Raw genomic sequence first — 22,427 nt, 5'->3', positions numbered from 1 at the left:
GTGAGTAGGTGCTTAGATCATGCAGTGTTATAAAAATGGACAGTTAATTGATGCCATTCCTTTATTAGACCGTGCTTTTCATTATGGTGATGGTTGCTTTACCACAGCACGTATTTTTCACGGAAATTTTGAGCTAAAAGAGTTGCACTTTGCACGTTTAAAACTGGCCTGTAATAGCCTAAGCCTCGATGCCGATTTATCCTTGATTGAAAAGTCACTTGTACATTTACAGCAGCAATATGCCATGCTCAATGGTACTTTAAAAGTGGTGATTAGCCGCGGTGAGGGAGATCGTGGCTATAGTCTACCGCTACATGCAGCCGATATTTATGTCTGGTATTACCCGAGAGTGACGCAGGTTTTTCAACCTGAATGGATTGAAAGTGGCCTGTTAAATCATGCCTTGGGGCTGAATATGCCACATCTGGTTGGACTGAAAACATTGAACAGATTAGAGCAGGTCTTACTCAAGCAAGAGGCAGATCAGCATGGCTGGCTGGAAGCATTGGTCAGTGATGTGCAGGGGGCTATTGTTGAAGGGGTGAGCAGTAATTGTTTTATTCGTATAAATGATCGGTGGATTACGCCTGAACTTCGCTATAATGGCGTCCACGGTGTGATGCGGGCCAAAATTCTATCGAGAATGCAGCAATATCAGGTTAAATGTGAGCAGCGTTGTATTGAGATGAACGAAATTGGCCGTATTCAGAGTTTATTCTTCTGCAATGCATTGCACCCAATGAAAGCGGTGATTCGATTTCATGACCGTTGTTTAGAGCAACAACCTTATCTTGATTTATTTGAAACGTTAAAACTTAGCCAGATTGATTAATATGCCAAAGCCGCCTAGTTCCAGCAAAAGTAAGAAAAAGCCAAAAGCGAAACCGAAATCCAGTTTTTCTTTTTTTAAAGCCTTTTTGATCGCCATTGTGGTTTTTGTTTTGGTGATCTTTGGTATTGTATGGTCAAGCCTATTCAAAGCTTATCCGGTAGAAGGCAAGAAACAACTTCTGGTCATTTCTTCTGGCGATACTTATTCACGTTTTATTGATCGTTTAGCCAAAGAAAATAATGTGAACTTTCCGATAGTTTTAAAGCTCTATCAGAAGTTTATGATTCATGACACCATGAAAGCAGGTGTTTATGAAATTACGCAAGGCATGACGGTCCGTCAGGTCATGGATATGCTTTCAGATGCAGATAATGCGCAGATGAACCGTATTCTGGTGATTGAGGGAACGACCTTTTCTCAGTTGATTCAGAATTTAAGAAAAGATTCGAATGTCACCAATACCTTGCTTGACCTTCCTCAATCTGAACTGTTAAAGCAATTAGACATTCCATATACGCATCCAGAAGGTCTATTTGCACCAGATACTTATTTCTTTGCCAAAGGTGAAACGGACAAGAAAATCTTAACTGATTTATATCGCCGTCAAATGAAATCATTAGATGAAGCCTGGGCCAAGAAAGCACCGAACTTACCGTACAAAGATAAGTATGAAGCTTTAATCATGGCTTCAATTATTGAGAAAGAAACCAGTCTGGATAGTGAGCTACAGCAGGTTTCAGGTGTGTTCGTCCGTCGTCTGAAAATAGGCATGCGCTTACAAACCGATCCAACCGTGATTTATGGCATGGGCGACAACTATAAAGGCAATATCACGCGTAATGACTTACGTACGCCAACGGCCTATAACACTTACACCATTAATGGATTACCGCCAACACCTATTGCTTTGCCAAGTAAGAAAGCGATTGAAGCAGCGATGCATCCAGACGATGCCAAAAATATCTATTTTGTTGCTACAGGCAATGGTGGACATAAATTTACCGCGTCTTTAGAAGACCATAATCGTGCAGTGCAAGAATATTTAACTGTACTACGTTCAAAGAAAAAGCAGGGCGAATAATGTTTATTAGTTTTGAAGGGACGGAAGGCGTAGGGAAGACTACGCTGATTCGTAAAATTCATCAGTACTTTGAACAGCAAGGTAAAGAAGTGGTGTTGACCCGTGAACCGGGCGGTACCCCATTGGCTGAGCAGATTCGTTCATTATTATTAGCAGTAAATCATGAAGAGCAAATGAGTCATGATACTGAGCTGTTATTGATTTATGCAGCACGTGCACAGCATTTACAGCAAGTGGTTTTACCTGCATTAGAGGCAGGTAAAATTGTGCTGAGTGATCGTTTTACCGATGCCAGCTTTGCTTATCAATGTTCTGGACGTGGTTTAAGTCAGGAAAAGCTGCAACTGTTAAATCAAACTTTTGTGGCGAAAATGCCGAATATTACTTTTTGGTTAGATGCGCCGATTGAGTTGGGCATGACCCGTGCGCGAGAGCGCGGGGCATTGGATCGTTTTGAGCAAGAGAAATTAAGTTTCTTTGCTAAAGTTCGTGCGGGTTATGAGACCTTGTGGCAAGCAGAGCCTGAGCGGATCAAACGTTTGGATGCAACACAAAATGCGGGTGTTGTGTTTGAAGAAGCGCTGCAATATTTGAAATAGGCTTTAAACAATAGCTAATCTGAAAATAGTCTGATTTTTAGTATTTGAATCCAAGTTGTTATTTACTATCGAGATCGGCGGCATGGATGCCGCCAGTTGGACAGGGGTACCAAGGATGTACCCTCTGTCCAACAAGGGATTTTGATTACTTTGATCCTTCAAAGTAATGTATTGCCTATACAAACGAGATCTAATGATTCTGTTTATATGAGGCCATGCCAATCAAAAAATAATAGCTAAAATAAATTGAGTGTTATTCATTCACCAACGGCTGTTCCACTTTGAAATTTGGCGGTGTGAGCACCGTCTTACGAATCTCATTGGAGAGTTCAGGATAATCTAGTGTATAGTGCAAACCACGTGATTCCTTACGTTCCATTGCACAACGTACAATCATCTCAGAAACCAGAACCAAATTACGTAACTCAATCAAGTTCTTACTGACACGATAATCCTGATAATACTCGGTGATTTCATGCTTGAGCATTTCAATACGGTGTAAGGCACGTTGTAAGCGTTTAGTGGTACGGACAATACCCACATAGTTCCACATGGTGGAACGTAGCTCATCCCAGTTTTGCAGGATCACCACATCTTCATCGGCATCGGTAACTTGCGTTTCATCCCAAGTTGGGACATCTGGAAATTGAAACTCAGCATCAAACTTCTGTTCAATATCTTCTGCTGCACTCATGCCATAAACGAAACATTCAAGGAGTGAGTTACTGGCCATACGGTTGGCGCCGTGTAGACCTGTATAAGAGGTTTCACCAATCGCATATAAACCATCGAGATCAGTCTGACTATGTTCATCGACCACTACACCACCACAGGTATAGTGTGCTGCTGGAACTACAGGAATCATATCTTTGGTGATATCAATGCCGAGTTCAAGCAGACGGGCATACAGTGTCGGAAAATGTTCAATAATAAACTCTGGCGATTTATGGGTGATGTCTAACCAGACATGACGAATCCCGAGACGCTTGATTTCATGGTCGATGGTACGTGCCACAATATCACGCGGTGCAAGTTCTGCGCGTTCATCAAAACGCAGCATAAAACGTTCCCCATCGGGGAGGCGCAAATAAGCACCTTCACCGCGCATCGCTTCAGTAATTAAGAACGAGCGTGCTTTCGGGTGATATAAACAGGTCGGATGGAACTGGTTAAATTCCATATTGGCGACACGACAACCGGCACGATAGGCCATGGCAATACCATCACCAGTCGCAATATCAGGATTTGAGGTGTAGAGATAGGCTTTCATTGCACCGCCACAGGCAAGTGCAGTAAATGGAGCCAGGAAGGTATGCACCTGTTCGTGAGTCTCATCTAAAGCATAGAGGCCGATCGCACGATTAGCTTGGTTTTGATGCCCAAGCTTGTGTAGGGTAATCAGATCAATCGCAATATAATTTTCAAAAATTGTAATATTTTTTCGTTCTTTAGCGCGTTCAACCAGCGTGGTTGAAATGGCTTTGCCGGTTGCATCGGCAGAGTGAATGATACGACGTTGTGAGTGACCACCTTCACGGGTGAGATGCAGTTGCTCGTCTTCATCTAGCGTAAATTGCACGCCTTGCTTGAGCAGGAAATCAACGGATGGTTTGCCACCTTCGACAGTATGTTTGACGGCATCTAATTCACAAAGATGGCCGCCTGCAATCATGGTGTCATTAATATGTTGTTGAATCGAATCTGTTTCGTCTAAGACTGCCGCAACACCGCCTTGTGCATAGAAGGTACTGGCTTCTGTCAGCGCCGCCTTTGCCAGAATTGCAATGTTATAATGACTTGGTAAAGAGAGTGCGAGGCTCAAACCTGCACCGCCACTGCCCACAATAATCACATCAAAATGGTGAATTGTTTTTAAATCAGGCATGTCAATCTGCTTCAGTTTTAAACGTTCGCTAATGACACCGCTTTTTTGTCAAAAAGGCAAGGGCCAATCTGCCTGAAATTGAGTGAATTTTTAGCGAATGCGATTTATTTATTGATTAATTTGGCCTCATCTGTATGAATGAGAAAACGATTAACTTTCAGTACATGGTTTTAATTTAGCCTTAAGCTGTCCAAGCTAAAACCTTAATTGAAAGGTGAACATCTGGAAAAGGCTCCATAATTTATTCACATTTCATTGTTCTATTTGGTTGTATGCATTGAAAATATAAACATTTTTTTACGAAAAGAATGCTAGGGTTATGCTACAAACATAGATCATAACTTTTATTTTAATCAACAGTATGTAGGTTCTTGCTTCATGAAAAGTCGCTATTTACAACAAGGAATGTATGCTGCGGTATTTACGGTAGCAGCTGCTCAAGTCAATGCTGCATCGCCAGTAGATTTTTCAAATCTCGTTGAGCAGGTCAGTCCTGCTGTGGTGAGTGTCAATGTGGTCAAGAAAATGACTCAGGAAGAGTTATTACAACAACAGGTTCCGGAAATTTTGCGTCGTTTTTTTGGTAATCAGGTGATTATCCCGCAACAACAGGGACCACAGGAAAAGACCGGCTACGGCAGTGCTTTTTTTATTGGCAAGGACGGGTACTTGTTAACCAATCGTCATGTGGTTGAAAATGCTTCCCGCATCAGTATCATCCTGAATGACCGCCGTGAAATTGACGCAACACTTGTTGGTAGCGATGAACGTACGGATATTGCATTACTTAAAGTCAATGGAAGCAATTTCCCGGAATTAAAAATTGGTAATGTTAACCAGCTTCGCGTTGGTGAACCTGTACTTGCGATTGGTTCGCCATTTGGCTTTGATTATTCTGCATCAGCGGGGATTGTCAGTGCCAAATCACGTAATATGAGTGGTGAAACTTCAGTACCGTTTATCCAAACAGACGCCGCATTGAATCCAGGTAACTCAGGTGGTCCATTGTTTAACCAGCGTGGTGAAGTGGTGGGGGTTAACTCGCGGATCTTCAGCGGTACCGGCGGTTATATGGGATTGTCTTTTTCGATTCCAATCGATGTTGCAATGGATGTAGTACAACAGTTAAAGACTACAGGTAAAGTAACACGTTCATATCTTGGTATCATGCTACAAGACATTGATCGGAACTTGGCCGAAGCTTATAAATTACCGAAACCAGAAGGTTCTTTGATCACGCAGGTTGCACCGAAATCACCTGCTGAAAAAGCAGGATTAAAATCAGGCGATGTGATTTTAAAAGCCAATGGTGTGCCAATTTCACGTACAGGCGATTTACTTTATTCATTGAATCGCATTGCGCCAAATCAAACCGTTCAGTTAGAAATTTTACGTGATGATAAAACACGCACCATTTCTGCAACACTGGGGACGGCACCAGACGATACGGCTGCGGATGCTGAGAAAAATAATCCAACCAGCGGTTTAGGTATGAGTATTCGAGACCTGACTGCGGCTGAGCAAGCGCGTTTGGATATCCGTAGTGGTATTCTGATTCAGGATGTGAAACGTGGCGGCCTTGCATCATTATCAAATCTGGTCGCAGGGGATGTGATTGTTCAGGTTAATGGTATAGCGATTACCAACAGTCAGATGTTCGCTAAAACGGTGGGTGCCTTGCCGAAGAATAGTGTTGCCCGTGTGACCATTATCCGTCAGGGACAACGTGCAATTCTAGGTTTACGTCTACCTTAAACCTGTTATGGTTGCTCAAAACCACTCTGAAAAGGGTGGTTTTTATTTTGTAATACACTGCAGTTTAGACTAGTGTATCTAGCTGAGTTTTGATTGATGAAAGAAGCCAGATAAATGAGTACGATTTTTGATTTGGAATTACAAGTTCAACCTGAGCATATCGATGTATTGGGCCATGTCAATAACGTGATGTATATCCAATGGATGCAGGATGTCGCTGCAGCACATATCGAAACATTAGGATTGGGACTTGCTCAATATCTGGAACTTAAACATGCAATGGTCGCGGTTGAACATCATGTGCAGTATCGCAAAGCCGCTCTGGAAGGTGAACACATCATCTTGCGTACATGGCTGGATGATATAAATGCCTTATATTCTTTCCGTCAGTATGCATTTTATCGTCCGAAAGACCAAAGTGTTCTGTTTATGGGAAATACCAAATGGGCCTGTATTGAAATTGAAACAGGACGCCCAAAACGGATGTCACCGAGTTTTACTCAGGCTTACCAACCGATTTCACCAGATTTAAATCCAATGGACTTTTCAATTTCATATACGCAGTCTGAATAAATTCAGAAATCAGCAGCAAATGAATGATCCGAGGGCGGCATTTTACGATCAATTCATCAAACTAAGTTTAAAAATAGTGAATCAATTAACCTAAACTCGGATTAAACACTTAAAAAAACGTTTAATAACGTTGGCTTATGCGAAAAATTCAATAGATTAAGCTAATTGTGTAATTTTTGTATATTGGTTATTTTGTAGCCTCTTAAATTGTGTTTTGGGGAACATGATGAATGACAACGTGGGGGTTGTTGTTTTTTATTTGCTGTGCTTGTTTGCAGGCATTGTCTTTGTGATCGGAAGTGTTGTTTTTGATATGACACTCCTGTTTGTGGGGTTAGGTCTGATTGCTTGCGCTTTTTTAATTAAATCCGAGTTTAATTTAACCGTAATGTTCTGGCATAAAATTGAATAATTAAAAAAAGATGATGAAAAAGCCGTACTAATCAAGTACGGCTTTTTTATTGGAGAAAATTTATCGCGATAGCTCAGCCATTCATTTTTGCCTTGAAGGCTGACATTGAAACCGAAATTTACGCGATTGAGCATTTTTGATAGCTCTCACCGTGAATGTTTAATATCAAAAGGTGTGTAAAACCGAGCTAAAAAGCTGGTCGGATTAATTGATGCTTTTATCGGCGGTTATTTCACTGTTTTGAGTAAAATCTGTGATAATGGTCACAATGTTTTTAAAAATCATGAAGTATGGATATTTTAAAATTCGTAAAAAGCTTTAATACCGTGGGATGCTATTTAACCCTTGCCAGCATTTTGCTCGCGATTCTGATTTTTTATTTCTATTATGTAAACCCAAATTAATTTTAAAAATTAAATGGTTAAATAGGCTTTAAGTATTCTAGAAGGGGGCTCATCCTGCTACTTTTAAGTGGTTTAGTTTGTTCATTATCAGCATTTGGAAGCATAAACCAAACATCAGGCGGAGAAGAAAATTCTTCCCAGGCTCGATATGCGCTTGTTGAATATATATTGTGAAGTATCCTGTTGCTGTTTCGGATCATGCTCAACTCGTCATACAAGCTCTGCATTATCAAAATAAGGATGGAATGGCACGGCACCAAGACAGGTCATCCATTCTTAGCCTTATACAACTCACAAACTCTGCAGCATTTTTTAAAGCGATTGTCAGGTTCTGGTGGGGGAAATTAATTTCTCGCTTAAATATTGCTTTCAGCATCACGATGTAGTCTCGGTCACATATACTTTTAACACTATATTTTTAACATTGTTGTGCTTATACTGTGCCGAACTTTTTAAACATTATTTTTCGCAGCAATAGGCAATTATTTAATTGATTAGATTGCTGTGTACATATTCTTAAGGTAACCCATGGCGCAAGCTAAAAAATCCGTAGATATCAAAAATATACGCAATTTCTCGATCATTGCACACATTGACCATGGCAAGTCGACGCTGGCTGACCGTTTCATTCAAATGTGCGGGGGTTTACAAGATCGTGAGATGCAAGCTCAAGTATTAGACTCTATGGAGCTTGAGCGTGAGCGTGGGATTACAATTAAAGCCGCTTCGGTGACGTTGTATTACACCCATCCGAATGGTCAGGAATATCAATTAAACTTCATTGATACCCCAGGGCACGTTGACTTCTCTTATGAAGTGTCACGTTCTTTGGCTGCGTGTGAAGGCGCCTTGCTGGTTGTCGATGCTGCACAAGGGGTTGAGGCACAGTCGGTTGCTAACTGCTATACCGCAATTGAGCAGGGTCTGGAAGTTCTGCCAATTTTGAACAAGATTGACTTGCCTCAGGCCGAGCCTGAACGTGTCATTCACGAAATTGAAGAAATTATCGGGATTGAAGCGACTGATGCACCCACCTGTTCTGCAAAAACCGGTCTAGGTGTGGAAGGTGTGCTAGAGCGTCTGGTTGATGTTATTCCAGCACCTGAAGGCGACCGTGATGCTCCCTTACAGGCCTTAATTATTGACTCATGGTTTGACAACTATTTAGGGGTTGTTTCCCTGGTCCGTATCAAGCAAGGTCGTATCCGTAAGGGCGACAAGATGCTGGTTAAATCGACAGGTCAAACTCATCCGGTCACTTCAGTGGGCGTGTTCAATCCGAAACATACTGAAACCGACATCCTCGAAGCAGGTGAAGTTGGCTTCGTGATTGCGGGTATTAAAGATATTTTTGGTGCGCCAGTCGGTGATACCATCACACTTTCATCTACGCCTGAAGTGGAAACTTTGCCTGGTTTTAAAAAGGTAAAACCACAGGTATATGCCGGACTTTTCCCGATTGATTCAAGTGACTTTGAACCGTTCCGTGAAGCGCTACAAAAACTACAGATCAACGATTCAGCTTTATTCTTTGAACCGGAAAGTTCAGATGCATTAGGCTTTGGTTTCCGTTGTGGCTTCTTGGGCATGCTCCACATGGAGATCGTACAAGAGCGTTTAGAGCGTGAATACGATCTGGATCTGATCAGTTCTGCGCCAACGGTCATTTACGAAGCTTTGACCAAGAAAGGCGATATCATTTATATCGACAGTCCATCAAAAATGCCGGATGGTTCTACAGTTGAAGATTTGCGTGAACCGATTGCCGAATGTCATATCCTTGTGCCACAAGAATATTTAGGTAACGTCATGACGCTGTGTATCGAACGTCGTGGTGTTCAAAAAGACATGAAATTCCTGGGGAATCAGGTTTCCATTACTTTTGAAATTCCAATGGCTGAAGTGGTCATGGATTTCTTTGACAAATTAAAATCATGTTCACGTGGTTTTGCATCACTCGACTATAACTTTGTTCGTTTCGAAAGTTCAGCTTTGGTTAAGGTAGATGTATTAATTAATAGCGAGAAGGTCGATGCCTTGGCGATGATTTGCCACCGTCAGGATGCACGTCATCGTGGTATTGCATTGGTAGAGAAGATGAAAGATCTGATTCCTCGCCAAATGTATGATGTTGCGATTCAGGCTGCGATTGGAGCTCAGATCATTGCCCGTTCTACTGTGAAAGCGATGCGTAAAAACGTACTGGCCAAATGTTATGGTGGTGACGTTTCACGTAAGAAGAAACTTCTTGCGAAGCAGAAAGAAGGTAAGAAACGTATGAAGCAAGTGGGAAGTGTTGAAATTCCACAAGAAGCGTTCTTGGCTGTATTGAAAGTCGATAGATAAAGAAATGAGGCTGGGGAAACCTCTGGTTTTACCCAGCTGCAAAACGAGCAGTGAGACTGCAAGAGAGGGTTTGTGGATTTTGATTTTAATTTGATTCTGGTACCAGCGACACTGATTTTCTTTCTGGTGTGGTTGCTTGATAAATTTGTATTTAAACAACGTGCAAATAAAGGGCGGAATCAGGAAAACTTTCTTATCACATGGGCATATGACTTCTGGCCAGTGTTAGCGGTCGTGCTGATCCTACGCTCTTTCTTATATGAACCGTTTAATATTCCTTCTGACTCGATGGTACCGACCCTGGAGACAGGTGATTTTATTCTGGTGAATAAATTTGATTATGGTTTACGTCTACCTGTGGTCAATACCAAAGTGGTTAATGTTGGCGAGCCGAAACGTGGCGAAGTAATTGTGTTCCGTTATCCGCCACAACCTACGATTAGCTACATTAAGCGTGTTGTTGGCTTGCCGGGTGACCATATCCAGTTTAAAGCGGGTGAGTTGACGATTAATGGTCAGCAAATTGCAAAAGTTGCCACACAATTTTCACGTGTAAAAGACCAGCAAGATACGCCAACTGCTCTGTATTTTAAAGAAACCTTGGGTGAGCATCAGCATCTGATCCGCTATCTGGAAGGGCGTAACCCACTGGTTGAACAGTTCCAGTTTGCGCAGTTAAAAGGTGCTGAAGCCTTGGTGCCATTTGTTGCTAAAGCCAATGATGTCTTTATCAAAAGCAATGGACAAGATTGGGAAGTCACCGTACCTGAAGGTCAATATTTCGCAATGGGCGATAACCGTGACCAAAGTGCGGACAGCCGTTTTTGGGGCTTTGTACCTGAAGCGAATTTAACGGGTCGAGCTTTTTATATATGGATGCATAAAGAGCCAGGCTTTAATCTTCCAAGTTTCAACCGAAATGGTAAGATTGATTGATAAAAACATAAAGGAAATATAAAGATGCGTAAATCTCAACTTGGGACTTCGTATATTGCAATTTTATTTGGGGTGGTTTTATTTGCAGTTGCTGTGAAAGCAGCAATTGCAATTTGGCCAGCATACTGGGATGACAAGCTGATTAATAATCAGATTGAAGGCTTATTAAAAGATAGCCCAGCAAACATTACACCAAGTAAGTTTGCCTCTCAGATGGATCAACGTTTTGATATGAACGGGATCCGTGATCTACATTTTAAAGATATTGCACAAGTGACTTATAAAGATGATCTTGTCGTAGTAAAGAAGTATGAAATCCGTAAGCCTTTCATGCTAAATATTAGTCTAGTTATGACCTTTGAGAAGACTTTTGACCAAAAATCTGCAAAACAAGCTCAATGATACTCGGTTGCAAGGACGAATTGGTCACCAGTTTAAACAGATTGATTTGTTAAAACTGGCCTTAACCCATCGTTCTGTCAGCCATAAACACAATTATGAACGCCTAGAATTTCTAGGCGATTCGTTATTGGGAATGATCGTTGCGAATTATTTGTATAATGCCTATCCGCTGGAAAATGAAGGCCGCTTAACGCGAATGCGTGCGACGCTGGTTCGACAGGAAGCCTTAGGAAAAATTGCAAATGATTTACAACTGAGTCGGTCATTAATTTTAAGCACTGGCGAGCTAAAATCAGGTGGTCATCACCGTGAATCGATTTTGGCGGATACAGTAGAGGCAATTATTGGTGCTATTTATTTAGACTGTAATGATCTCAACCTGCTGGAACGCATTGTGTTAAAATGGTATGAACCATATCTTGATCATATCGAACCGACAGATCAACTGAAAGACCCGAAATCACGTTTGCAAGAGTATTTACAAGCACGTAAAAAACCTCTCCCAGTTTACGAGGTTGTAGATATTCAGGGCGATGCACCGAATCAGCATTTCAAAGTGGAATGTTTAGTCGATGGATTGCCAAAAATTCAAGGCGAGGGCTCAAGTCGTCGTTTTGCCGAACAAACGGCAGCGGCAGAGATTTTAAAATTATTGGAGCAATAACCTGATGTCCCATTCAGAAGAAAATAAGCCAGAAGCAGCAGCTGAGCAGCAAGACGGCAATAACTTGATTGATCAATTTTTTAGTTCTCAAGGAACCACGATTCCTTCAGATTTTAAAAGCGGTTTTGTTGCGATCGTTGGTCGTCCAAACGTAGGTAAGTCGACCTTAATGAACCATTTATTGGGTCAAAAACTGTCAATTACTTCACGTAAGCCACAAACCACACGTCATAAGATTGTCGGTATTGATTCTCGTGAAAAATCACAGGCAGTATTTGTGGATACGCCCGGGATGCACAAGAAAGAAGTCCGTGCCATCAACAAGATGATGAACCGTGCTGCTCACTCGGCTTTGCGTGATGTAAACCTGGTTTTATTTGTGGTGGATGCACAAAAGTGGACTCAAAACGACGAACTGGTTTTGGAAAAGCTGAAAAATGCAGATATGCCTGTGATCCTCGTGATCAATAAGCTGGATACCTTCGAGAACAAAAACGAAGCATTACCATTGATTCGTGAACGTGCCAAGTTAATGAACTTTGCCGAGATTGTTCCGGTATCGGCATTACGTGGCGCCAATCTTGAGCATCTGCGTGATACCATTGAAAAGTATTTACCTTATCAGCCACCGTTGTATTCACTGGACCAGATTACCGATCGTTCGGAACGCTTCCTTGCGAGTGAAATTATTCGCGAGAAAATCATGCGCCAGTTGGGTGAAGAGCTGCCATACGATTTGACTGTACAGATTGAATCTTTTAAAACAGAAGAAGCGACTGTCAATGAAAAAACCGGTCGTTTAAAACCACCTTGTACTTATATTGATGCAACCATCTTTGTTGAGCGCCAAGGGCAAAAAGCCATTGTCATTGGTGATAAAGGCGCGAAGCTGAAAAGTATCGGTATGGATGCACGTGCAGACATGGAAAAAATGTTTGAACAAAAAATCATGCTCACGCTTTGGGTGAAAGTCAAAGGCGGCTGGTCTGATGATGAGCGTGCTTTAAAGAGCTTGGGCTATAGCGATATTTAAGCAATGGAAACAGGTATGAAAACAACAATTCGTGTATTCGCAATCGTGACATGTATTTTCATGTTACAGGGCTGTATTCATAAACTTGTGACCGTACCTGTTAAAGTGGCTTATAAGACAACCAAAGGGGTGGTCAAAGGCACGGCTGCTGTGGTCGGTGCGGTTATTCCTGATGGCGATGATGAAGAAAAGGATGACAAGAAGAAGGACTAATCTCGTTCCATGATGCGTAATGAAGTCCTGCATGGTTATTTGATTCATCATCGTAAATATCGTGAAAAAAGCCATATTGTGCATTTATTTACACAAGAATATGGTCGAGTGGATGGAATCTTGAGACAGATTCCTCCACCGCAGTATCAACCTATTTGCTTGCAAGCGACAGGCAAATCCGAGCTTAAAAATTTCATTAAACTGGAAATTCTGAACCAGCCTGTTTTCTTTCATGGCGATGCTTTTTTTGCTGGGTTCTATCTCAATGAAATTGTGTTGCGGCTTTGCCCTCTGGAAGAAGCAATGCCTCAGACATTTGAGCAATATCAGTTGACCTTGTTGCAATTGCAGCAACTCGCCTCACATGAGCAAGCGTCCTTATTCTTGCGTCAAATCCTGCGTCAATTCGAGCATGTCTTATTGCAAGAGCTGGGCTATGCCATCGATTTTTCGGTGGATGCCAATCAGCAGCAAATCCTGCCACTTCGGCATTACCAGTTTCAGTTGAATGATGGCTTTTTGCCGGTTGCACAAGCGTCACGTTCGACACTTTCTGGTACCTTGATTGCGTCTATGCAAAACCATGAAGATGGTCAGGATTTTTCTCACGAACAATTGCAATTATTGGGTAAACTATACCGTCAAATGATTAGCTCATTGCTGGGTGACCGGCCACTTAAAAGCCGTCAACTCTGGATTCAAAGTACACAAACTTGATATTCCTGATGTATTGAAAATTATTATTCAGGGCTCAACCGATAGGATATTTTTTATGGCTGCAATCTTGGGTGTAAACATTGATCATGTTGCAACATTAAGACAGGCACGTGGTACAACTTACCCTGATCCAGTTCAGGCTGCTTTGGTTTGTGAGCAAGCGGGTGCAGAGGGGATTACCTTACATTTACGTGAAGATCGTCGTCATATACAGGATGATGATGTACGTCGTATGCGTCCGTTGCTGAAAACTCGAATGAATCTTGAGTTGGCGGTGACAGACGAAATGGTTGCATTTGCCAAAGAGATTCAGCCTCAGCATGTGTGCTTCGTGCCAGAACGTCGCCAGGAAGTGACAACCGAAGGTGGTCTGGATGTTGTAGGGCACTTTGAAAAAGTCAAGGCGGCAACGGCAGCACTGACCGCAATTGGTAGTGATGTGTCGTTATTTATCGATGCAGATCTGGCACAGATTGATGCGGCTGTCGCATGTGGTGCGCCGACGATTGAAATTCATACCGGTGCTTATGCAGATGCAGAAACTGACGAACAGCAACAAGCCGAATTGGCGCGTATTATCAAAGGTGCTGAGTACGCAGCTGCCAAAGGTTTGGTGGTCAATGCAGGACATGGTTTAAATCTGGACAATGTTGCTGCGATTGCAGCGATCCCACAAATTCATGAGCTGAATATTGGGCATTCAATTATTGCCGATAGCGTATTCGTTGGACTGGCCCAAGCGGTAAAAGATATGAAAGCAGCAATTCAGGCTGCTGCGAGATAAATTGATGAGTAGTGTAAATTATGATGAGCTGATGCAACCCGTCATTGCATTCTTGGGTTGTACAACGCCTCAGGCATGGTTAGATGAAGCGGTGAATAACCTTGATATCTTGATGCAAGACCATGCCAACTGTGAGAAGAAAGCAGCAAGTACAGCCATGAACCTGATGTTCCGCTATAGCTTCTTTACCGATTTGCAAGTGAAATTGGCACAATTGGTGCGTGAAGAAATGCTGCATTATGAGCAGGTGCTGGAATTCATGAACAAGCGTGGCCAAGAATGGAAGGGCTTGAGTGCAGGGCGTTATGCAGGCGGGTTACGTAAAGAAATCCGTACTTATGAGCCTGAAGCATTGATTGATGTCATGATTATTGGTGCATTTGTAGAGGCGCGTTCATGTGAGCGTTTCTATGCGCTGGCACCGATTGTTGATGATGAGCTGGGGCGTTACTACCGTTATTTGCTTAAATCGGAATCTCGTCATTTTGAGGACTATTTAGCGTTGGCTTTAGATGTTGCAAAATCAGCGAAACTCAAAGACCCGGAAGAAGATATTCAGCAGCGTATTGAATATATCCGTGAAGTGGAAAAAAATCTGATTTTAACTCCAGATGATACCTTCCGTTTTCATAGTGGTGTACCTGCAACAGTGGCAGCTTAATCTGAATCTGAAAGAAAAAACCTCTGATCAGCAGAGGTTTTTTTATGGGAGTTTAATTTTATTATGTCATAAAAAAAGCCCCAATCAATGATCAGGGCTTTTTAGAATCTTGGCTCTCCCACCTGGGCTCGAACCAGGGACCTGCGGATTAACAGTCCGTCGCTCTACCGACTGAGCTATGGGAGAATAGTAGATTGGCTCTCCAACCTGGGCTCGAACCAGGGACCTGCGGATTAACAGTCCGTCGCTCTACCGACTGAGCTATTGGAGAATCTGATGCGCATTTTAGGCATGAAAAGCAGATGCGTCAACAACAATAGTAAATAAAATTAATCGTTTGCTTGATTAATAATCTTTTCAGCGTAAACCGAGCAAAAAATGTGGAAAAAAGATCTTATTTACTTAAAAATTAATCAGTTAATGTGCTGTTCCTTGAACTTTGCCAATGCATCAATTCGATATTGAATCAGCATTTCTCCAATTTCAGGGCCGCTGACATGTTCGGGCAAATCCTGCGCACGTATATTTCTGACGATTTGCATTGCATCTAACATATATTGGGCTTGCGGATAAGGACGTTGCTCTAAACCTAAACGACCTTTGGCATCACATTCACAGGCCTGTACAAAAGCTTCCACTTTCTCTGGCCGGCGCAGCACATCCAAACGTTGTAACAAGCGCCATAAGGTACCCGGTTTCAGATTCTTTACCTGATGACATTTTAAATGCTCTTTACATACGATCAGGGCCAGATTTTTAAGCGCAGTCGGTACCTTCAAGCGGTCACAGATCTCGGTAACGGGTGGGATACCACGTTCTTCATGCATAATATGCCGTGGTAACTCGTCTACAGGGGTGAGTGCTTTCCCGAGGTCGTGTACCAGCACTGCAAAGCGCACTTCAAGCGCATAATTTGCTAAACAGGCCTGTTTTAGTGCCATCAGGGTGTGAATGCCGCAATCAATTTCAGGATGATATTCTGGACGTTGAGGAACGCCGAATAATGCATTGATTTCCGGGAATAAGACTTCCAAGGCATCACAGTCTTTTAAGATCTGGAAATACACATCTGCATGATCTTCCATTAAGGCACGAGAGGTTTCTTTCCAGACGCGTTCGGGCGTTAATGCACTTAATTCACCTGACTGGGCAATTTTCCGCATCAATTGCAGGGTTTCTTCTGCAACAGTAAAGCCGTAAGTGGCATAACGCGCTGCAAAACGTGCTACGCGAAGTACACGTAATGGATCTTCGGTAAATGCATCTGAAACATGACGTAGAATTTTGTGTTGCAAGTCCTGCTGACCACCATAGGGATCATAGACTGTGCCATTTTCATCCATTGCCATTGCATTAATGGTCAGGTCACGACGAACCAGATCGTCTTCTAATTTTACGCTGGTATCAGTGAAAAACTGGAAGCCATGATAACCCACACCAGATTTGCGTTCAGTACGTGCCAGTGCATATTCTTCTTTTGTTTTTGGATGTAGGAATACAGGAAAATCTTTACCGACAGGTTGATAACCTTCGGCCAATAATTGTTCGGGTGTTGCTCCAACCACCACATAATCTTTTTCGTGATAGGGATGGCCGAGTAAATGATCCCGGACTGCACCGCCTACTAAATAAACTTGCATGAAAAAACCTCGATTCTTCACACAATCATGCTACAGAATAGAGGTTTTCTCAAGCGTAAAGCGAAGCTTTTCCAGAAAAGCTTCGCTTTAGTGAACTTAGTTCTGGCTTTGTTGAATTTCAGCAACTGTTAATGCTGTCATATTGACCAGACGGCGAGTCGTTGCTGTAGGTGTCAGAATATGAACAGGTTTTGCAGCACCAAGTAAAATAGGACCAATGGTCACATTATTCCCCGAAGTTGCTTTTAACAGGTTGAATGAAATGTTTGCCGAATCGAGGTTAGGCATAATCAACAAGTTTGCCGAGCCTTTGAAGCGTGAATTCGGGAATGCAAAATGACGAATATTTTCATCTAATGCAGCATCACCGTGCATCTCGCCTTCCACTTCAAGTTCAGGAGCCTGTTCAGACAACAAACGGTAAACTTCACGCATTTTTTGTGCGCTTGGATCGGTTTGATCGCTACCAAAGCTCGAGTGTGAAAGCAGGGCAACACGCGGTGTAATACCAAAACGGCGAACTTCTTCTGCTGCCAAAATGGTCATTTCAGCAAGCTGAGCTGCAGTTGGGTTAGTGTTTACATAGGTATCGGCAATAAATAAATTGCGATCTTCAAGCATCAAGGCGTTCAAGGTAAAGAATGTGCTGCGACCTTCTTTCAAGCCAATGATATTTTTCACGAAATCTAAGTGAATGTCATAGCTTGAATAAGTACCACATAGCATGCCATCTGCTTGACCAAACTTCACCAACATGGCTGCAATGAGTGTAGAACGACGGCGTGCTTCACGTTGAGCGTATTCAACCGTAACGCCTTTGCGTTGCATGATCTGGTGATATTCTTTAGAGAACTCTTCGTACTGAGGATTTTTTTCCTGATCGACGATTTCAATGTTTACACCATGTTGTAAACGTAAACCAAGCTTTTTGATATTCTCTTCGATTACCGCGGTACGACCAACAAGAATCGGTTTTGCCAAGCCTTCATCAACAGCAATCTGAACCGCACGTAATACGCGTAGATCTTCACCTTCAGCATAAGCAATACGTTTAGGGTCGGTCTTCGCCTGTGCAAAGATCGGTTTCATCAAGAATGCCGAGTTATAAACAAACTCAGAAAGACGTTGACGATATGCAGAGAAATCTTCGATTGGACGGGTTGCGACGCCAGAATCCATTGCTGCTTTGGCAACGGCTGGTGCAATTTCCAGAATCAAACGTTGATCAAGTGGGCGAGGGATCAGGTAGTCACGACCAAATGAAGCTGATTTTTCACCATAAGTTGCAGCATCTGCTTCTACATGTGCCATACGTGCAATCGCGTGGACACAGGCAATTTTCATTTCTTCATTAATGGTTGTGGCACCAACATCCAGCGCACCACGGAAGATATAAGGGAAACAAAGTGCATTGTTCACTTGGTTCGGATAGTCAGAACGACCTGTTGCCATAATCACATCTGGGCGAACTTCGTGTGCATGTTCAGGTAAAATTTCCGGATCAGGGTTTGCCAAGGCAAAAATGATCGGGTTCTCAGCCATTTCCTTAACCATTTCTTTGGTCAAGATGCCTGCTGCTGAAAGACCGAGGAACATGTCTGCGCCTGCCATGACTTCATGCAACTGGCTGGCTTGAATGTCTTGAACATAACGTTTTTTAGACTCGTCCAGACCTTCACGGGCAGTGGTTAAAAGACCGCGAGAGTCGGCAACAACGATGTTGTTTTTATTTACGCCTAATGCGCAAAGTAAATCTAGGCAAGAAAGTGCAGCAGCACCTGCGCCTGAGGCAACAATTTTAATTTCATCAATTTTCTTATTTACGATCTGTAAAGCATTGAGCAATGCTGAACCGACAATAATACTGGTTCCATGTTGGTCATCATGGAATACCGGAATTTTCATGCGTTCGCGAAGTTTCTTTTCGATATAGAAACATTCTGGCGCTTTGATATCTTCAAGGTTGATACCACCAAAAGTTGGCTCTAGGGCCGCAACGATATCAACGATTTTGTCTGGATCATTTTCATCAATTTCGATATCGAAGACATCAACACCAGCGAACTTTTTAAATAGAACGCCTTTACCTTCCATAACCGGCTTAGAAGCAAGAGGACCAATATTTCCCAAACCAAGCACGGCAGTACCATTACTCACGACGGCGACCAGATTACCACGTGCTGTATATTTTGCAGCGGTAGAAGGGTCACGTTCGATTTCTAAACATGGAGCTGCAACACCAGGGGAATAAGCAAGCGCTAGATCTCGTTGGTTAACGAGCTGCTTGTTTGGCGTCACACTGATTTTTCCAGGTGTAGGAAATTCATGGTAATACAAAGCGGCTTGTTTTAAAGATTGATCGTCCATCTGAGTCTCATTTGTTCCGATAATAATCAGACATATACAAGTCCAATTACTATATTAAGATAAGTGCACAAGAATATAGCACTAGTTCATGCTTTCGCACAGTCAAAAAAGCTTATTTTCACTCAACGTTACAGCGATTCACAGGCTAGATTTGCTTCAAAGAAAAGGACCAAAAAGCTTAAAATTCACGTTTAAATGGAATATCTTGCCGTTGACAGCTGTAGGTGCTGTTGCAGGTACTCCGTTGCAGCGGTCGCAGTTAATGGTTTCGAGAACAGGTAACCCTGCAATATGTCGCAGTTTTGTTTTTTGAGATAGTCACGTTGCTGTTCGGTTTCCACACCTTCGGCCACAACTTTTAAGCCAATGGTTTTACCCATGGCGATCATGGCATTAACGATCGCATCCTGTTTCGGATTGCCAATTTTCAAAATAAAAGCACGATCAATTTTTAAAATGTCAATTGGATATTCGGTTAAGTAGGCCAGAGAAGAATAGCCGGTACCAAAGTCATCCAGTGCGATACAAATCTGACGTTGTTTCAGGGCATTGAGAATGGTTTTAACATTTTCGGTATTTTCCAGAAACGCGGATTCAGTAATTTCCAGTTCCAGATTTTTGCCAGAAATGCCATACGTCATCAGGACATCATCAATATCATGCAGTAATTGACCACGTAAAATCTGTTGGGCCACAATATTGACGGCAATATTGATATTATTAAAGCCAAATTGCTGCCAGGCCTGTAACTGCTTGGCTGCTTCATGTAATACAAACTGTCCGATATCAGAGATTAAACTGGTACTTTCTGCCAAAGGAATAAAAATGCTTGGCATAATTAATCCTTTGCTTGGATGTTTCCAGCGAATCAAGGCTTCAAAACCATTGATCTGGTCATCGATTGCGCTGATCTTCGGTTGATAGTAAACCACCAGTTCCTTGTTCTGAATGGCCTTCCGCAGATCAAGTTCCAGATCACTGTATTTGGCAACAAAATTGGCTCTTTCATTGGAATAATAATGGATGGTGTTACCACCTAAACGTTTGGCTTCATTCAGTGCTTGTTCAGCATGGGTATTTAAATTGTCCACCTGACGGCCATGCTCTGGATAAATGGCCACGCCAATGGAAATGCTGACAAAATACTCCTGATCGGCAATATAAAAAGCCTTGCTAAAAGCTTCTACAATATTATTGCAGAGTTGGTGAATAGGCGGATGCAGATGGGATATCTCATAAATAATGGCAAAATCATCTGCACTTAAATGCGCCACCAGCAGGGCATCAATATTACTGATGCGTAGACGTTGTGCCACCTGTTTGAGCAACTCGTTTCCTGCCTTATTGCTGATGATTTCATTGAGTGCGCGGAAACGGTCAATGTTTAGACGGATAACAGCCAAATGTTGAATGGCAGGTTCATTGACCAGATATTGATGCAGTTGCTGCTGATAATAAAAACGGTTGGGCAGGTCGGTTAGCGTATCGTAATTGGTCAAATACGATAAGCGCTGTTCCTGATGCTTACGTTCAGTCTGATCCGAAACAATACCGATATAATTAATAACGCGATCCTGTTCATCCTTGACCGCATTGATATGAATCCAGAGGAAACATGACTTATCTGAGATATAGGTTTCCTGAAATTCACCTTCATATTCCTGCGCTTCACGCAGGGTATCCAAGATGGAGAGATGGAAATTATGATGATGCTGTTTATTTTGTCTGGTAATTTCAAACAGCTGTTTGCCTACAACAGCTTGCTTATCCAGACCAGTCAGCTGTTCGTATTTAGGATTGATCTCAACATAATTAAAGTGTTCATCCAGAATGAAAATACCTTCGGAGGCCTGTTCAAACACATTGGCAGCCAATTTCAGCCGTTCCTGATCTTTCTTTTCCTGATTGATATCACGATGCACGCCCACCATACGTAAGGCGTTGCCATTTTTCGGATCTCTTAAAATTACCTGACCGACAGCGTGAATCCAGGTCCAGTCGCCATTTCCATATTTAACACGAAAGGTTTCTTCATAACGTGGGGTTTGGCCGGATAAGTGTTGATGGAGCGTGTTTTTTACCCGTTCAACATCATTAGGGTGGGCAACCTCATTGAGCAGGCTATAAAGGTTCTGGGCATTATGCTCAACTTCATGCGGTGGAGTTATATTATGAATGGTATTTTCAAGATTCCAGTCCCAATGCTGAATACCTGCAGTTTCGTGTGCCAAGGCCAGACTCTGACGATTTTCCTCTAGACTTTCGTTCATCTGGGTCAGGTCAAAAGTACGCTCACGAACTTTTTGTTCGAGCAAATGATTATTGAACTGCAACTGGGCTTCGATATCTTTAGACTTGTTCACCTCATGCTGCAGTTGCTGGCATAGTTCCTCTGTCCAGTGGTTGTGCTGTTCTGCGACATCAATCAGCTGTTTATTTTTTTCAAGCACCAGTGCCAGATGCTTGTGAATCTTGTAGGTGGCCTGGGCACAAAGTACGGTTGCGAAAAAAGATGAATAATAGGCCAGATAGAATAGATTATGTTCATGATCCCGTTGTATAAGCTGGGAAATAAATAATGGCGTGATACTCGGGATAAAAAATAAGAAAAAATAACGAATATGTTGGGTTAAAAAAGTCAGCGCAATAATATGAGAGGCAGTCAGTAATAACGCGGTAAGTGTTAAAACATGCGTGCCGATTAAATTCGGAACATCATTGCCTAAATAATCATTAATAATGACCGTATTGGCACCAATCAATAAACCGGTAAAAAAACAGATCAGTTGAAAGATAAGATGGGTGGTGTGGCTATAGCGAACTGCAGAGTAACGTTTTAATAAAAAATGACAAATACAGGAAAAACCAAACAGGATGACAAGGGTGATACTCATCCAGGTGGTAAAAATATTGGATTCAAATGTATAAAAAGCGCCAAACAGCGCATAATCTAACAGACAAATACCAAACACACTTATGACAAATAAGCGGACATGATTCGGATAACTAATTTGATCCGTATAGATAAACTGTGGCAAGCGTTTGTCCTGTACCCCTAACATATAAAGCATAATCCTTTTCATTTTTTATCTATGTGCACAGTCTTTGTTTTTTTGTAAACAT

General features: G+C 42.2%; 19 protein-coding genes and 2 tRNA genes. 15 read left to right on the top strand and 6 right to left on the bottom strand.

Going from position 1 to position 22,427, the window contains the following annotated elements:
- Positions 1 to 19 precede the first annotated feature (19 nt).
- Genes pabC through tmk form a run of 3 tightly spaced genes read left to right on the top strand, consistent with a single transcriptional unit; the run spans position 20 to position 2,512 of the window.
- On the top strand, positions 20 to 832 hold the full coding sequence (gene pabC / locus JO943_RS04380; protein ID WP_005229514.1) for an aminodeoxychorismate lyase: 813 nt from the start codon (positions 20 to 22) through the stop codon (positions 830 to 832).
- Between the two features lies 1 nt (position 833).
- Positions 834 to 1,913: an endolytic transglycosylase MltG gene (mltG, locus tag JO943_RS04375; protein ID WP_202740082.1), complete on the top strand. Its 1,080-nt coding sequence runs from the start codon at positions 834 to 836 to the stop codon at positions 1,911 to 1,913.
- A complete protein-coding gene (gene tmk / locus JO943_RS04370; protein ID WP_202740081.1) occupies positions 1,913 to 2,512 on the top strand; it encodes a dTMP kinase in 600 nt (199 codons plus the stop codon). Before mltG ends, tmk begins: the two co-directional genes overlap by 1 nt.
- Positions 2,513 to 2,765: 253 nt before the next feature.
- On the opposite strand, the gene nadB is transcribed toward tmk, so the two are convergent.
- Positions 2,766 to 4,403, bottom strand: a complete 1,638-nt coding sequence (gene nadB, locus JO943_RS04365; RefSeq protein WP_171070944.1) for an L-aspartate oxidase — start codon at positions 4,401 to 4,403, stop codon at positions 2,766 to 2,768.
- 372 nt (positions 4,404 to 4,775) lie between these two features.
- Here nadB and JO943_RS04360 point away from each other — a divergent pair, with 372 nt between their 5' ends.
- The 12 genes from JO943_RS04360 to JO943_RS04305 all read left to right on the top strand — a co-directional run bounded on the left by JO943_RS04360 (position 4,776) and on the right by JO943_RS04305 (position 15,297).
- The gene (locus tag JO943_RS04360; RefSeq protein WP_005229523.1) at positions 4,776 to 6,152 is read left to right on the top strand and encodes a Do family serine endopeptidase; all 1,377 of its coding nucleotides are present in this window, start codon (positions 4,776 to 4,778) and stop codon (positions 6,150 to 6,152) included.
- Between the two features lie 114 nt (positions 6,153 to 6,266).
- A complete protein-coding gene (locus JO943_RS04355; protein ID WP_005229525.1) occupies positions 6,267 to 6,725 on the top strand; it encodes an acyl-CoA thioesterase in 459 nt (152 codons plus the stop codon).
- Between the two features lie 226 nt (positions 6,726 to 6,951).
- Positions 6,952 to 7,137: a hypothetical protein gene (locus JO943_RS04350; RefSeq protein WP_202740272.1), complete on the top strand. Its 186-nt coding sequence runs from the start codon at positions 6,952 to 6,954 to the stop codon at positions 7,135 to 7,137.
- Positions 7,138 to 8,069: 932 nt separating this feature from the next.
- Complete coding sequence (lepA, locus tag JO943_RS04345; RefSeq protein WP_005229528.1) at positions 8,070 to 9,887, top strand: translation elongation factor 4; 1,818 nt, start codon at positions 8,070 to 8,072, stop codon at positions 9,885 to 9,887.
- Positions 9,888 to 9,959: 72 nt separating this feature from the next.
- The gene (gene lepB / locus JO943_RS04340; protein WP_005284675.1) at positions 9,960 to 10,823 is read left to right on the top strand and encodes a signal peptidase I; all 864 of its coding nucleotides are present in this window, start codon (positions 9,960 to 9,962) and stop codon (positions 10,821 to 10,823) included.
- 24 nt (positions 10,824 to 10,847) lie between these two features.
- Positions 10,848 to 11,225 (top strand): DUF4845 domain-containing protein, encoded by a 378-nt coding sequence (locus JO943_RS04335; protein ID WP_202740080.1) that lies wholly within the window; start codon positions 10,848 to 10,850, stop codon positions 11,223 to 11,225.
- Positions 11,194 to 11,889, top strand: a complete 696-nt coding sequence (gene rnc, locus JO943_RS04330; protein WP_004771512.1) for a ribonuclease III — start codon at positions 11,194 to 11,196, stop codon at positions 11,887 to 11,889. The genes JO943_RS04335 and rnc overlap by 32 nt, the downstream gene beginning before the upstream one ends.
- A gap of 4 nt (positions 11,890 to 11,893) precedes the next feature.
- The gene (gene era / locus JO943_RS04325; protein WP_005229533.1) at positions 11,894 to 12,922 is read left to right on the top strand and encodes a GTPase Era; all 1,029 of its coding nucleotides are present in this window, start codon (positions 11,894 to 11,896) and stop codon (positions 12,920 to 12,922) included.
- A 15-nt stretch (positions 12,923 to 12,937) separates the two neighbouring features.
- The gene (locus JO943_RS04320) at positions 12,938 to 13,135 is read left to right on the top strand and encodes an NF038104 family lipoprotein (RefSeq protein WP_005284684.1); all 198 of its coding nucleotides are present in this window, start codon (positions 12,938 to 12,940) and stop codon (positions 13,133 to 13,135) included.
- Between the two features lie 9 nt (positions 13,136 to 13,144).
- Positions 13,145 to 13,852 (top strand): DNA repair protein RecO, encoded by a 708-nt coding sequence (recO, locus tag JO943_RS04315; RefSeq protein ID WP_202740079.1) that lies wholly within the window; start codon positions 13,145 to 13,147, stop codon positions 13,850 to 13,852.
- Positions 13,853 to 13,907: 55 nt separating this feature from the next.
- Positions 13,908 to 14,636 (top strand): pyridoxine 5'-phosphate synthase, encoded by a 729-nt coding sequence (gene pdxJ, locus JO943_RS04310; protein WP_009514627.1) that lies wholly within the window; start codon positions 13,908 to 13,910, stop codon positions 14,634 to 14,636.
- A 4-nt stretch (positions 14,637 to 14,640) separates the two neighbouring features.
- Positions 14,641 to 15,297, top strand: a complete 657-nt coding sequence (locus JO943_RS04305) for a tRNA-(ms[2]io[6]A)-hydroxylase (RefSeq protein ID WP_032871971.1) — start codon at positions 14,641 to 14,643, stop codon at positions 15,295 to 15,297.
- A gap of 110 nt (positions 15,298 to 15,407) precedes the next feature.
- On the opposite strand, the gene JO943_RS04300 is transcribed toward JO943_RS04305, so the two are convergent.
- From JO943_RS04300 to JO943_RS04280, 5 genes are all read right to left on the bottom strand, one after another.
- Positions 15,408 to 15,483: transfer RNA gene (locus JO943_RS04300), tRNA-Asn, on the bottom strand.
- A 9-nt stretch (positions 15,484 to 15,492) separates the two neighbouring features.
- Positions 15,493 to 15,568, bottom strand: a tRNA-Asn gene (locus tag JO943_RS04295).
- A 142-nt stretch (positions 15,569 to 15,710) separates the two neighbouring features.
- A complete protein-coding gene (locus tag JO943_RS04290) occupies positions 15,711 to 16,937 on the bottom strand; it encodes a multifunctional CCA addition/repair protein (RefSeq protein ID WP_202740078.1) in 1,227 nt (408 codons plus the stop codon).
- Between the two features lie 96 nt (positions 16,938 to 17,033).
- Entirely contained in the window at positions 17,034 to 19,304 is a 2,271-nt protein-coding gene (locus tag JO943_RS04285) for an NADP-dependent malic enzyme (RefSeq protein ID WP_005229544.1), read from the bottom strand.
- 191 nt (positions 19,305 to 19,495) lie between these two features.
- Complete coding sequence (locus tag JO943_RS04280; RefSeq protein ID WP_202740271.1) at positions 19,496 to 22,366, bottom strand: EAL domain-containing protein; 2,871 nt, start codon at positions 22,364 to 22,366, stop codon at positions 19,496 to 19,498.
- Between the last annotated feature and the right edge of the window lie 61 nt (positions 22,367 to 22,427).

It is taken from the genome of Acinetobacter sp. 'aerobic (ED)', assembly GCF_904886855.1.
In the GTDB taxonomy this organism is placed as follows: domain Bacteria; phylum Pseudomonadota; class Gammaproteobacteria; order Pseudomonadales; family Moraxellaceae; genus Acinetobacter; species Acinetobacter courvalinii.
Note: the sequence above shows the minus strand (reverse complement) of the source record. Positions and strands in the feature narration are given on the sequence as shown.

What these genes read in the sequence shown, in the direction of transcription:
- pabC (WP_005229514.1), top strand. Translation starts at nt 20, where the DNA reads ATGCAGTGTTATAAAAATGGACAGTTAATTGATGCCATTCCTTTATTA.
- mltG (WP_202740082.1), top strand. Translation starts at nt 834, where the DNA reads ATGCCAAAGCCGCCTAGTTCCAGCAAAAGTAAGAAAAAGCCAAAAGCG.
- tmk (WP_202740081.1), top strand. Translation starts at nt 1,913, where the DNA reads ATGTTTATTAGTTTTGAAGGGACGGAAGGCGTAGGGAAGACTACGCTG.
- JO943_RS04360 (WP_005229523.1), top strand. Translation starts at nt 4,776, where the DNA reads ATGAAAAGTCGCTATTTACAACAAGGAATGTATGCTGCGGTATTTACG.
- JO943_RS04355 (WP_005229525.1), top strand. Translation starts at nt 6,267, where the DNA reads ATGAGTACGATTTTTGATTTGGAATTACAAGTTCAACCTGAGCATATC.
- JO943_RS04350 (WP_202740272.1), top strand. Translation starts at nt 6,952, where the DNA reads ATGAATGACAACGTGGGGGTTGTTGTTTTTTATTTGCTGTGCTTGTTT.
- lepA (WP_005229528.1), top strand. Translation starts at nt 8,070, where the DNA reads ATGGCGCAAGCTAAAAAATCCGTAGATATCAAAAATATACGCAATTTC.
- JO943_RS04335 (WP_202740080.1), top strand. Translation starts at nt 10,848, where the DNA reads ATGCGTAAATCTCAACTTGGGACTTCGTATATTGCAATTTTATTTGGG.
- era (WP_005229533.1), top strand. Translation starts at nt 11,894, where the DNA reads ATGTCCCATTCAGAAGAAAATAAGCCAGAAGCAGCAGCTGAGCAGCAA.
- JO943_RS04320 (WP_005284684.1), top strand. Translation starts at nt 12,938, where the DNA reads ATGAAAACAACAATTCGTGTATTCGCAATCGTGACATGTATTTTCATG.
- recO (WP_202740079.1), top strand. Translation starts at nt 13,145, where the DNA reads ATGATGCGTAATGAAGTCCTGCATGGTTATTTGATTCATCATCGTAAA.
- pdxJ (WP_009514627.1), top strand. Translation starts at nt 13,908, where the DNA reads ATGGCTGCAATCTTGGGTGTAAACATTGATCATGTTGCAACATTAAGA.
- JO943_RS04305 (WP_032871971.1), top strand. Translation starts at nt 14,641, where the DNA reads ATGAGTAGTGTAAATTATGATGAGCTGATGCAACCCGTCATTGCATTC.
- JO943_RS04290 (WP_202740078.1), bottom strand. Translation starts at nt 16,937, where the DNA reads ATGCAAGTTTATTTAGTAGGCGGTGCAGTCCGGGATCATTTACTCGGC.
- JO943_RS04285 (WP_005229544.1), bottom strand. Translation starts at nt 19,304, where the DNA reads ATGGACGATCAATCTTTAAAACAAGCCGCTTTGTATTACCATGAATTT.
- JO943_RS04280 (WP_202740271.1), bottom strand. Translation starts at nt 22,366, where the DNA reads ATGTTAGGGGTACAGGACAAACGCTTGCCACAGTTTATCTATACGGAT.